Consider the following 11,646-nt stretch of genomic DNA (forward strand, 5'->3'; position numbering starts at 1 on the left):
GGAGGATGAGATGAGTGCGAATTCCATTAAACTGAACAGACGTGCATTTCTCGGTTCCGCAGCCGCCGCGGCAGCTTTCGGCTCGATTCCGAAGGTTTTCGCGCAAGGTGGGCCGATCCGCGTCGGCGGAACGCTGCCGTTGACAGGTCCGCTTGCCGGCGTCGGCGCAATCCATAAGCTTGCGGCAGAGGTGTTCGTCGAACAGATCAACGCCAAAGGCGGTATTCTCGGACGGAAGGTGGAGTTCGTCCTTCTCGACGACCAATCGCTTCCCGCCAATGCGCGAACCCTTTACGAGCGCCTGGTGACGGCCGATAAGGTCGATCTGCTGATGGGGCCTTATGGCACCTCCTCGATTATCGCGGCGATGGGCGTTGCCGTGCGGTTCAAGAAGATGCTGGTTCAGAGCAGCCTCGGCGACCCGAGCCTCGCGCCCTATCCGCTGCAGTTCCCGTCGCTTCCGATCGGGGCCGAGCCGCAATTGACCGACACCGAGATCGTTCTCGATGCCTATGCGAGCCTGCCGGCTCCTCCCAAGACGATCGCCTTCGTCACCAGCAAATTCCCGTCGGCTCTGACGATCGCCAAGGGCGGCCAGCAGGTCGCCGAGAAACGCGGAATCAAAAGCGTGCTGGACCTCGAATACGAATTCGGCACGAAGGATTTTGGCGCGATCGCAAACCGCATCAAGGCGGCTGATCCGGATCTGCTGTGGTCGGGTGCGATCGGCATGGAGGCCGTGCAGCTTCTCGATGCGATGAGCCGGATCGATTACCAGCCAAGAAACCAGTTCTATCTGTTCCCGGCGCCCGGCCCGACTGCGGCGCACCCCAAAGCGAATGGCCTGACCTCGCTGACCTGGTTCGAAGAGCACGAACCATTCCTCAAAAATCACGGCGCCCAGGAGTTCGTCAGCGCCTATGACGGAAAGGCGAAGGCGGCAGGCTTTCCCTATCCGCGCGCGGAATATCAGGCCGCCGTCGAATATGCTGCGTGGCAGATCCTTGCGGCGGCAGCTGAAGGGGCGGGGAAGCTGGATGATGCCGCGATGGCTGCGTGGCTGCGCGCAAATCCCGTCGAGACGGTCGTCGGGACAAGGACTTTCGACGGCAAGTTCAATGCCGGAAAGCCCTCGACGAAGCTCAAGCAAGTTCAAGGAAAGGATTGGGTGACCGTCTGGCCTGCGGACTTCCGACCGGCCGGCAAGGAGTTCCTGGCCGCCCTCTGACGAAACCGCTCGGCGCTGCCGCGCACCTGTCTGAAACTGAAAAAATGCAATCGGTCGGGCACGGTTCGACCGATGTCCCTATGGAGGAGTAAATGGTTAAAACTATGATCGCCGCCCGGCTGCATGCTCTGCATCAGCCGATGTCGTTGGACGAGATTCCGGTTCCCGCGCCCCGGCCCAACGACGTCCTGGTGCAGGTCAGGGCCTGCGGCATCGTGCCCAACATGGCCAACGTCATCAACAACTGGCCAACCTGGTTTCCCCACCAGCCGCTGCCGAAGTTTCCGGCAGTGTTCGGCCTGGATCCGGCCGGGGTCGTCGCCGAAGTGGGCGAGGCGGTCACCAATGTCAAAATTGGCGATCGTGTCTATGTCAGCCCTCTCAGGTCCTGTGGTTCCTGTAAGGCGTGCCGGTCAGGCAACCGTAGCCAATGCCGCTACTATACCTTGAACGGCTACTTCAGCACCAGCCGCGATGGTCAAAGAATCTTCGATCTTTATCCCTATGGCGGCTTCAGCCAGTACATGACCGCCCCGGAATATTCACTCGTATGCCTGCCGGACAATCTCAGCTTCGAACAGGCCGGCCGCTTCGGCTATCTCGGTACATCCTACGGCGCTCTGAAGAATGCGCAGGCCGGACCCGGCCAGGTTTGCCTCATCGACGGGATTACCGGCACGCTCGGCGTCGCGGCCACCAAGCTCGCTCTCGCCATGGGCCTCTCCAAAATTCTGGGCACCGGCAGAAACAAGGAATTGATGGACCGCATAAAAGCCATCGCTCCAGACCGCATCGATACGATTATGCTCGGCGAGGGCTCGACCGGAGACTGGGCAAAGGCCCAAACCGGCGGCGAGGGCGTGGATTTCGTCATCAGCGCGCTGGGCGCCAGAGCCCCTGCCGCGACCGTGGTCGACTCCATGCGCGGCGTTCGGCGAGGCGGCCGTGTGGTTATCGTTGGCGGCGTCGCCGAAGATGTTCCTGTTGATGTGAAGTGGCTGATGGACGAGCAGGTTCAACTCATCGGCTCCAACTGGTTCAGCGCTGCCCAGGGGCAGGAAATGGCCGACATGGTCCGCACCGGTGCGCTCGACCTCTCCTATCTCGAGCACAAGGTCTATCCGCTCGAGCGGGTCAACGAAGCCATTTCCGGCATCGGCGAACGCGATGGCGGCTTCAGCAACTACGTGGTCGTTCCGCCGGTTCCCGCCGTCTGGCAATAACAATCACCGGCGCCGGCTGCGGCCGGCGCCTCCCTCACGCGAGAAGAGAGAACATGTCCAAGAAAGATATCGCGGTCCTGGTCGGGAGCCTTCGTCAGGCTTCGATCAACCTGAAATTCGCCCGTGCCATGCAGAAAGTGGCGCCTGACGGGCTGAACCTGGAAATCGTGCCGATCGGCGATCTCCCGCTCTATAACCAGGACCTGGAAACCGAGACACCGCCGGTGGAATGGACGTCCTTCCGCGAGCGCATCAAGGCTTGCGACGGCGCAATCTTCGTGACGCCGGAATATAATAGATCCGTGCCGGCGGCATTGAAGAATGCGATCGAAGTCGGCTCTCGGCCGTTCGGAAAAAGCGTGTGGGATCACAAGCCCGGTGCGGTGACCGGCGCTTCTCCCGGTCTCATCGGCGGCGCAGCGGCAGCACTTCAGCTCCGGGTTATCCTGACCAACATCAACGTGCCGACTATGCCCCAGCCTGAAGTTTACCTCAGCACGGCCGACAAATTGGTGGGCGACCATGGGATATTCCTCAACGAAGGAACCCAGAAGTTCATCGAGAGCTTCCTGGTTGCGTTCGAAAGCTGGGTCGCCCGATTCTGAGCCGCAGCCGAGCAAGACTTCATCCGCCATCGCGAACACAGCGCGGTGGCTTTTTCTTTTTAATCTGCAAGGAAAAGCGTACTGCTCCGGAAAAGCCTGGGTTCCTTACGGAAACCAGGCCTGCGCCACGTCAGCGAGCTTTTGCGGAGGCGACGCGATCAATGGAATAGCAGCCTTGCGGACCGCCTCGCGCTGACATTCATCGGTTATGTATTCGACGGGCGATTTGCCATCGACCCGGGCGAGGAAGAGGGCGGGCAGCAGGCTTGCGGCCCGGGCCTCGAGAGCGTCCCGATCCTCCCAGTCGACCTGATCCATGTAGGCTGCCGTCAAGGCCGCGAATGACGATGCAAGCTCGGATGCCGCCTTTCCGGCAACGATCTTCTTCAGCAACAGATGGTTCAGGCAGAAGGCCAGGTCGAAAGCCGGATCGCCGAACCAGGCGCATTCGGCATCCAGGAAGACAGGACCGTTTCTGCCCAACAGGATGTTCTTCGGGCTGACATCGCCGTGGACCAGCGCCAGCTTTGTTCCGGCAGTGCGCTCAACCAGCTCGGCGAGACGATCGCTGACGAAAGGATGTTTGGCGGCAGCGGCCACCAGGTAAGGCTCTAGCCGAAGAGCATAAAAGTTCGATCCGGAGTCAAATTTTTCCGGCAACCCCGGTGTGCGGGCACTGACGGAATGGATCTGTCCAATCCGCTGGCCAATGACCGCTGCCGCCTTTCGGTCGACGCTTCCGTGAAGCAGGTTGGTCTTCCAGAGCGGGTAGTCGTCGCTCGGAAGAAACTCCATTGCGAAAACACCAGACGGCGCGTCGTGCGCGAGAGGCTTCGGAACGGCAGAAGGGAAATGCTCCGCCACGAAGGAAATCCAGTTCCATTCGTATAGGTTTCTCGACACCGGCGCTTGCCAATCGGCAGATACTTTAAGCTTGGCAAGGGCGCGTTTCACGCAGATGAGCCGGCCGGGGAGCTCCACGCGATAGATATCTGAAGAAACACCACCCGTCAGGGGCTTGTAGATCGCTTCCTCGGAAGCGCTCTTCAGGCCGCTCTTCAGCAGGAAATCGTCGAAAATCGTCGTCTCGTCTACAGACATAAAACCAGTGTCCTTGCGGCATTAGCGGCGGGGGCTGTTGCGGGGTTGTTCGGGCATCTCTCCGGAAAGAACCCTGACGACTTCCTCCGCTGCCCGGCGACGCAGTTCGATCAGCGAAGCATCCGAGGAGAAGGCGACATGCGGCGTAATCATCGCCCCGGCATGAGCGAGCAGCTCCTGAGGTACCCGGGGTTCATCCTCAAGCACATCCAGACCGACGCCGCTCAGAATGCCGGAGGCCAAGCCCTCGATCACGGCAGCAGTATCCACGACGCCGCCTCGGCTGACGTTGATAAGCAGACTTCCGCGACGCATCTTCGAGATGGCGTCTTTGTTGATCAGATGACGCGTCGCCGGCGAAAGCGGCGCATGGACAATGACGATATCGCTCTTGGCCAGAAGCGTATCGAAGTCGGCAAGCTCCACATCGGCGGGGACATTGGAGGCATGGGGATCGTGCGCCACCACGCGGCATCCCAGCGCCTGCATCTTTGCTGCCGTCGCACGGCCGATGCGACCGAAGCCGATGATGCCGCAGGTCAGCTCCGAAAGCCTGCGGAGATTTGCCGAAGCGGGGTCCCAGCGGCCTTCGCGAACTTCGCGATCGAAGTGGATCAGGCCGCGGGCCCAGGCAATTGCAAAACCGATTGCGTGGTCGGACACTTCTGCGACGCAATAGTCGGGAACGTTCGTGACCCAAATTCCTCGCTCGGTCGCAGCATCGACTGCAATATTGTCCAGGCCTACACCGAGGCGAGCGACGATCTTGAGATTGGGAGATGCAGCGATGGCCCTCTCGCTGACCTGGGCCCAGCAGGTCAGGATCGCGTGCGGCCGATGCTCTGCAGCCAAAGCGTCGATCTCGGCAGAGGGCAACGGCTCGGCAGGGCCGCTGATGAGGACAAATCCAGCCCTCTCGATCACCTCGCGCTCGACCTTGTCATCCGGCCAGGCGTAGTCCGTCAACAGCACGGTCCGTGTCATGATTTCCTCCCAGTTTGTGCAAACGTTAGCGCAATAATTTCACCAAGGTCAAGAAAAATAAGCTTGCGCCGCCTGCTTCGGCGGCGAGCTATCCGCTGTTTCGCAGCCCGGCGGCGATTCCATTGATTGTCAGATGCAGCGCCTCTTCCGTCTCCTGATCTCGTTCTCCCGCATGATGGCGGCGAAGAAGGTCGATCTGCATGTGGTTAAGAGGATCGAGGCATGGAAAGCGATGATGGATAGACTGCTTCAGCGCCGGATTATTCTCCAGGAGCGAGGCCTGCTCCGTTATGGCGAATAATGCGGCCGTCGTCGCTTCCCACTCGTCTTTTATGCGTGCGAAGATTTTCTCGTGGGCGGATGTGTCAGGGACGAGGTCCACGTACCGCGCCGCGATCGCCATATCGGTTTTGGCCAGCACCATCTCCATGTTCGCGATCAGCGTCTGGAAGAAGGGCCAGTCCCGATGCATCCTTTGAAGGGTTCGCAACCCGTCCGGTTGTCCGGCCAGCCAGTGTCTGACGGCCGAGCCAAATCCAAACCAGCCCGGCAGCATGATACGGCTCTGCGACCAGCCGAACACCCAGGGTATCGCACGGAGATCTTCGATGCGACGAGACGAGCTGCGTGAGGCCGGGCGGCTGCCAATATTCAGTTTTGCTATTTCGCCGATGATCGTGGCTTCCCAGAAGAACTTTTCAAATCCCTCGGTTTCGTAGACCAACGAGCGATAGACACCAAAAGCCAGGTCGGACAGCTCCTCCATGGCGCCGAGATATTCGGGATCCGGCTCTTGTGCGTCGGAAGGCAGCAAAGACGCTTCCAGCGTCGCGGCGATCAGCAGTTCGAGATTTCGGCGACCGAGTGCTGGATTGGAATATTTCGCTGCAATGACTTCGCCTTGCTCGGTCAGCCGGATCGAGCCGGCAACGGCGCCGGGGGGCAGGGCGGTGATGGCCTCATAGCTTGGGCCGCCGCCGCGGCCGACGGAACCGCCGCGGCCGTGAAACAGGCTGAGGCGGATCCCTTCACGTTCGAAGAGCTGAATGAAGGCCATCTCTGCCTTATAGAGCTCCCATCCCGAAGTCAGATAACCGCCATCCTTGTTGCTGTCGGAATAGCCGAGCATGATCTCCTGTTTGCCGCCAAGTGCGCCCAGATACGCCCGATAGGCTTCGATGGCCAAAACTGTCCGCATCACCTCATGCGACCTTCGAAGGTCCGAGATCGTCTCGAAAAGCGGTATGATGTTGACGGAGGCTGCTTCGGGCTCATCGGGCCGGAACAGTCCCACCTCCCGGAACAGAACCATGACCTCCAGAAGGTCGGAAAGGCTTCCGGCCTTCGAGATGATGTAATTCGGGATGCTGGCGCGGCCATAGCGCTTATGGGCTTCGGCGGCTTCACGCAGAACGGAAAGCTCCGACATCGTCTCGGCCGAATAGGTCTTAAGCGGTGTAACCAGCAGCTGGGACGACCGAAGTTCCTCGGTGAGCAAGCGGATCTTGTCGTTCTCGGCGAGCGCCTCGTAGCCTGTGCCGGGGCGCACCTTCTCGAAAAGCTCATGAACGACCCGCTCGTGAACCTCCGAATTCTGTCTCAAATCGAGGCTGACAAGGTGAAAGCCGAAGACTTCTATGGCGCGTTGGAGGCTGCGCAGTTTTCCAGCGGCGATCTTTTCTGCGCCATTGGTTATCAGGGATTTGCTGATCGTCGCCAGGTCTTCGGCGAATTCGGCGGGGCTCCCGTAGGAGGGGGCGGCGGCTACAGGCTCACGAACCAATTCCGTGCTGCCGAATTTGCGGGCCGTGGCCGCCAGGCGAGCGTAGATGCCTGAGATCGCCAGGCGATATGGCTCCTGCCGGCGCTGCTCCGATCTATCGGGAGAGTCAGTGGCGAGGCGCTGAAGGTCCCGCGAAACCTTTACATACCGATCATCCAAGGAAAGTTCGGCGCCAAGGCTGTGCAGCTCGCCGAGATAGAAAGAAAAAACCCTCTCGCTCTGCAGCCGGAGCGCCTCCTTCAGTGTCTCGCCATTGACATAAGGGTTGCCATCCCGGTCGCCGCCGATCCAGGAACCCATGCGCAGGAATGGCGGCAGCGCGTCCTGGCCAAACCTCCAGGGTGAGCCTCGAAGTTGATTTTCGAGATCCTCATAAACTTCCGGGATAACATGGAAAATCGTGCTGTCATAGTAGGACAGGCCGTTGAGGATTTCATCCACGACCTGCAATTTCCGTCCTCGCAAGCTGTTCGTTTGCCAAAGCGTGGTCGTCGCTCTTTCCAAATCTTCCTGATATCGATCCACTTCCTGCGCAGTCAGGCCGGCCTGGTCGAGCCGGCTCAAGCATCGTGCAAGCTCCTGCTCGATGTCGATAACGCTCTTGCGCCGAACCTCGGTCGGGTGCGCTGTAAATACAGGCGAGACCACAGCTTCAGAAAGCAGGTTGCGGACATCTTTCGCCTCTATTCCGGCGGCAGCCAGAACGGAAAGCGATCTGGCAATCGTCCCCGGCATGGCAGGTTCGCCATCGACGATGCTGAGGCGCTGCGCTCTGGCGTGATGAGCGTCTTCTGCGATGTTCACGAGCTGAGAGAACTGGCTGAACGCGCGGACCACGCGCTTCAGAGTGCGCGGAGGCATGCCGGCGCAGAAGGGAGCAAGATTGTCGTTCAAACGCGGGCTGGTCTTTCTGCGGCCTGTCACCGACAGACTGCGGACCTGTTCCACAATCTCGCGGACCTCTTTGCCGTCGCTGGCCTCAATAGCCTCACACAACAGTCGGCCGAGAAGCCGAACGTCTTTGACCAAGGCTCTGGCCGTCAGGCGTCTTCCCTGCATGCCTGCTTTCCTCAATTGAAGATGCAAATGCCTATTCCTTGTGCTAACGTTAGCATAGGCTGGCAGGATTTGGCTGAAGAGTCAAGAACGCGTGCAATCGGGCATGAGTGAACGGTCGAATGGGCGCGTATTACAGGCTGCTATTGCGACCGCATGGCTGCATCAACCGGCAATGCCTTTCTGGTAATGCGCGACTTCTTCCAGAAGCCATGCGCGAAACGCCGCGACAGGACGGAAATCCTTCCTGCTGAGCGGCGCCACCGCATAGTAGGCGCTGGGGCTTTTGACCTGATGCGGAAAGGCTTGAACAAGCTGGCCATTCGCAAGCTCGGAGTCGATGAGGAAAAGCGGCATCAACGCGAGCCCCAGCCCGGCGATGCAGGCTTGGGCGACGTTGCTGAACTGTTCGAACCGCATGGCCTGCGATGGAGTGCCGTTGACTTGGAGGCTCTCGAAGAAGTGGCTCCAGGCTCCCGGACGGGATGCCATCTGCAGCAGCGGAAGGCGAAGCAGATCTTCAGCCTTCAAGATGGGATGTGAACGGAGAAAAAACGGGGACGCCACCGGTGCTACCATCTCCTCCATCAGAAATGTGCTTTCCGCACCGGGCCAATCAGGCTGGCCGATATGAATAGCCATGTCGATGTCGTCCCGGTCGAAATCGAACACCCCGATGCGCGTTGCGAAGTTCAATGTGATCTCAGGATGTCTGGCGACAAACCGCGGAATACGCGGCATCAGCCAGCGGGTGCCAAATGTTGGCAAGATGGCAAGATTGAGTTGATCGTTATGCTGTTTGGTCATGGCCTGCAGTGAGGCGGAGCGGATTTCCGCCAGAGCGCCGGCAATAGCCCGCGCATAGTCTGTACCGGCCTCCGTGAGGATGACGCCACGGCTGCTGCGTTCGAACAGCAAAACGCCCAGTTGTTCCTCTAGCGCGGCGATCTGTCGGCTGATGGCTCCTTGCGTTAGGGAAAGCTCCTCGGCCGCGGCAGAAAAAGTGCTCAGCCGCGCGACGGAATCGAAAGCCGCGAGAGCTGAAGTCGAGGGAAGGAGTCTTCGCGAGAGGTTTGCCATAAGCTATTACTATAGCTCATAGGCCGATGAGTAAACCTCGCTTTCCCAGTTGCGGAAAAGCGGTTCTAATTCCCTCAAATCGAACTGCGAGAAACCTCAACGGGAGGATGACGATCTTGGCCTTTTCTTGGAATGACCCCTTTTTGCTCGATGACCAGCTGACCGAAGATGAGCGGATGATCCGCGAATCCGCCGCGGCTTTCGCAGAATCCGAACTCCTGCCGCGCGTTGAGGCAGCCTATCTCGAAGAAGCGACCGACCCGGAGCTGTTCAAGTTGATGGGGCAGACCGGCCTTCTCGGTGTCACGCTGCCGGAGGAGTACGGGGCCGCGAACGCATCCTACGTTGCCTATGGACTGATTGCTCGCGAGGTCGAGCGTATCGACTCCGGATATCGCTCGATGATGAGCGTGCAGTCCTCGCTGGTCATTTACCCGATCTTCGCTTACGGCTCCGACGAGCAGAAGAAGAAATATCTGCCAGGCCTCGTCTCGGGTGATCTGATCGGCTGCTTCGGCCTGACAGAGCCCGACGCCGGCTCCGATCCGGGCGGCATGAAGACCCGCGCCGAGAAAATCGCCGGCGGCTACCGATTGCGCGGCTCGAAGATGTGGATCTCGAACTCGCCGATTGCCGATGTCTTCGTCGTCTGGGCAAAGTCGGAGGCCCACAATAACGAAATACGCGGCTTCGTTCTCGAAAAGGGTATGAAGGGCCTTTCGGCCCCGAAGATCGGCGGCAAGCTTTCGCTGCGTGCCTCGATCACAGGTGAAATCGTGATGGACAGTGTTGAAGTGACCGAGGATGCGCTTTTGCCCGGCGTTTCCGGTCTCAAGGGACCCTTCGGCTGTCTCAACCGTGCCCGTTACGGCATCTCCTGGGGCGTCATGGGCGCGGCCGAGGACTGCTGGTTCCGCGCTCGTCAATACGGTCTGGACCGCAAGCAGTTCGGCAAACCGCTTGCAGGGATGCAGCTTTATCAAAAGAAGCTCGCCGACATGATGACCGAGATCACGCTCGGACTGCAGGGCTCGCTTCGCGTCGGCCGCCTGATGGATGAGCACAGGATGGCTCCGGAAATGGTCTCGATCGTCAAGCGCAACAACTGCGGAAAGGCGCTCGACATAGCGCGGCAAGCCCGGGATATGCACGGCGGTAACGGCATTCAGATCGAATATCATGTCATGCGTCACGCGCAGAACTTGGAGACGGTGAACACATACGAGGGCACCCACGACGTCCATGCCCTGATCCTTGGGCGTGCGCAGACGGGCCTCCAGGCGTTCTTCTAATTTTCCATCGCCTGTTCGGCGCAGATCGTCCTTCAACCTACGCATCACCGAGAGGCCGCATGCCTAAAGCGAATAAGATTTCTACCGTCGCCGTCATTGGCGCCGGCCAGATGGGGACCGGGATCGCGGAAGTTTTAGCGAAACATGGGTATGAGGCTTTGGTCTACGATCTCGATAAAAATCGAGTCCGTGCGAGCATCGAAGCAAGTGCCGGATATTTCAGACGTCAGGGCGAAACCGGCAAAATGCCGGGCGAGGCGGCTGAGCAGGCGATCTTACGCATAAAGGGAGCTTTTTCCCTTCCGGATTTGGCGAGCGCCGACTTGGTCGTCGAGGCTGTTAGCGAGAATGAAGGCATCAAGAGGAAGGTCTTTGCCGAGGTATGCACCGTCCTCAAGCCCGACGCGATCCTGGCGACGAACACATCGTCGCTCTCCATAACGCGGCTCGCCGCGTCAACCGACAGACCCAATCGTTTTATAGGGATACACTTCATGAATCCCGTACCGGTTATGAAGCTGGTCGAGCTGGTTCGCGGCATCGGAACGGATCAAGAGACCTTCGCTACAGCTAAGGCTTTTGCCGAGTCCATCGGCAAGACCGTCACTGTCTCCGAGGATTTTCCGGCTTTCATCGTAAACCGCGTTCTCATCCCCATGATCAACGAAGCGATCTACACCCTGTATGAGGGTGTCGGAAACGTGGAAGCCATAGACACCGGCATGAAGCTTGGCGCTAATCATCCGATGGGGCCGCTCGAATTGGCCGACTTCATCGGTTTGGACACATGCCTTTCCATCATGCAGGTCCTTCATGAGGGGCTGGCTGACAGCAAGTACCGCCCGTGCCCGCTGCTGGTCAAATATGTCGAAGCCGGCTGGCTCGGCCGTAAGGCGCAACGCGGGTTCTACGACTACAGGTACGTTCCGGCCCGGCCAACGCGCTGATCCCATCCTTTCCAATATCGAGATTTATCAGGCATTCATCATGACCGAAGAACACGCAGACGATAGTCGAGAGAGCATGGAATTCGACGTTGTGATCGTCGGAGCAGGCCCTGCCGGGCTTGCGGCGGCGATCCGGCTGAAGCAGGTCAATCCGGAATTGTCGGTCGTCGTGCTGGAGAAGGGGGCCGAGGTCGGCGCTCATATCCTGTCTGGCGCCGTCGTCGATCCCGTCGGCATCGACCGGCTGCTGCCCGGCTGGCGCGATGAGGCCGATCATCCCTTCAAAACGGAAGTCACATCAGATCACTTTCTGCTGCTCGGCCCGGCCGGCTCGATCCGCCTGCCGA

At 59.5% G+C, this 11,646-nt stretch carries 10 protein-coding genes; 6 read left to right on the plus strand and 4 right to left on the minus strand.

The window, feature by feature from the left end; genetic code table 11:
- Window positions 1-10: 10 nt before the first annotated feature.
- The 3 genes from CO655_RS30075 to CO655_RS30085 all read left to right on the plus strand — a co-directional run bounded on the left by CO655_RS30075 (window position 11) and on the right by CO655_RS30085 (window position 3,056).
- Window positions 11-1,228: an amino acid ABC transporter substrate-binding protein gene (locus CO655_RS30075; protein WP_176539332.1), complete on the plus strand. Its 1,218-nt coding sequence runs from the start codon at window positions 11-13 to the stop codon at window positions 1,226-1,228.
- A 104-nt stretch (window positions 1,229-1,332) separates the two neighbouring features.
- Window positions 1,333-2,451 carry an alcohol dehydrogenase catalytic domain-containing protein gene (locus CO655_RS30080; protein ID WP_176539333.1) on the plus strand — a complete coding sequence of 373 codons (1,119 nt, stop codon included), beginning with the start codon at window positions 1,333-1,335 and terminating at the stop codon, window positions 2,449-2,451.
- A 53-nt stretch (window positions 2,452-2,504) separates the two neighbouring features.
- On the plus strand, window positions 2,505-3,056 hold the full coding sequence (locus tag CO655_RS30085) for an NAD(P)H-dependent oxidoreductase (protein ID WP_097667723.1): 552 nt from the start codon (window positions 2,505-2,507) through the stop codon (window positions 3,054-3,056).
- 105 nt (window positions 3,057-3,161) lie between these two features.
- Here the strand turns inward: CO655_RS30085 and CO655_RS30090 are convergent, their stop codons facing one another.
- The 4 genes from CO655_RS30090 to CO655_RS30105 form a co-directional block, all read right to left on the minus strand.
- Window positions 3,162-4,157, minus strand: coding sequence for an aminoglycoside phosphotransferase family protein (locus tag CO655_RS30090; RefSeq protein WP_097667724.1), 996 nt, complete (start codon window positions 4,155-4,157; stop codon window positions 3,162-3,164).
- Between the two features lie 21 nt (window positions 4,158-4,178).
- Window positions 4,179-5,141 carry a C-terminal binding protein gene (locus tag CO655_RS30095; RefSeq protein ID WP_097605087.1) on the minus strand — a complete coding sequence of 321 codons (963 nt, stop codon included), beginning with the start codon at window positions 5,139-5,141 and terminating at the stop codon, window positions 4,179-4,181.
- Between the two features lie 88 nt (window positions 5,142-5,229).
- A complete protein-coding gene (gene ppc, locus CO655_RS30100; protein WP_097605086.1) occupies window positions 5,230-7,983 on the minus strand; it encodes a phosphoenolpyruvate carboxylase in 2,754 nt (917 codons plus the stop codon).
- Window positions 7,984-8,145: 162 nt separating this feature from the next.
- Entirely contained in the window at window positions 8,146-9,060 is a 915-nt protein-coding gene (locus CO655_RS30105; RefSeq protein ID WP_097605085.1) for a LysR family transcriptional regulator, read from the minus strand.
- 107 nt (window positions 9,061-9,167) lie between these two features.
- Here CO655_RS30105 and CO655_RS30110 point away from each other — a divergent pair, with 107 nt between their 5' ends.
- The 3 genes from CO655_RS30110 to CO655_RS30120 all read left to right on the plus strand — a co-directional run.
- Complete coding sequence (locus CO655_RS30110; RefSeq protein WP_097605084.1) at window positions 9,168-10,352, plus strand: acyl-CoA dehydrogenase; 1,185 nt, start codon at window positions 9,168-9,170, stop codon at window positions 10,350-10,352.
- A 59-nt stretch (window positions 10,353-10,411) separates the two neighbouring features.
- Window positions 10,412-11,299, plus strand: coding sequence for a 3-hydroxybutyryl-CoA dehydrogenase (locus CO655_RS30115; protein ID WP_010035299.1), 888 nt, complete (start codon window positions 10,412-10,414; stop codon window positions 11,297-11,299).
- Between the two features lie 40 nt (window positions 11,300-11,339).
- The coding region (locus CO655_RS30120; RefSeq protein ID WP_141514380.1) for an FAD-dependent oxidoreductase at window positions 11,340-11,646 on the plus strand (307 nt) is incomplete at its 3' end.

Source organism: Rhizobium sp. M1, from assembly GCF_002531805.1.
GTDB classification, from domain to species: domain Bacteria; phylum Pseudomonadota; class Alphaproteobacteria; order Rhizobiales; family Rhizobiaceae; genus Rhizobium; species Rhizobium etli_C.

What these genes read in the sequence shown, in the direction of transcription:
- CO655_RS30075 (WP_176539332.1), top strand. Translation starts at nt 11, where the DNA reads ATGAGTGCGAATTCCATTAAACTGAACAGACGTGCATTTCTCGGTTCC.
- CO655_RS30080 (WP_176539333.1), top strand. Translation starts at nt 1,333, where the DNA reads ATGATCGCCGCCCGGCTGCATGCTCTGCATCAGCCGATGTCGTTGGAC.
- CO655_RS30085 (WP_097667723.1), top strand. Translation starts at nt 2,505, where the DNA reads ATGTCCAAGAAAGATATCGCGGTCCTGGTCGGGAGCCTTCGTCAGGCT.
- CO655_RS30090 (WP_097667724.1), bottom strand. Translation starts at nt 4,157, where the DNA reads ATGTCTGTAGACGAGACGACGATTTTCGACGATTTCCTGCTGAAGAGC.
- CO655_RS30095 (WP_097605087.1), bottom strand. Translation starts at nt 5,141, where the DNA reads ATGACACGGACCGTGCTGTTGACGGACTACGCCTGGCCGGATGACAAG.
- ppc (WP_097605086.1), bottom strand. Translation starts at nt 7,983, where the DNA reads ATGCAGGGAAGACGCCTGACGGCCAGAGCCTTGGTCAAAGACGTTCGG.
- CO655_RS30105 (WP_097605085.1), bottom strand. Translation starts at nt 9,060, where the DNA reads ATGGCAAACCTCTCGCGAAGACTCCTTCCCTCGACTTCAGCTCTCGCG.
- CO655_RS30110 (WP_097605084.1), top strand. Translation starts at nt 9,168, where the DNA reads ATGACGATCTTGGCCTTTTCTTGGAATGACCCCTTTTTGCTCGATGAC.
- CO655_RS30115 (WP_010035299.1), top strand. Translation starts at nt 10,412, where the DNA reads ATGCCTAAAGCGAATAAGATTTCTACCGTCGCCGTCATTGGCGCCGGC.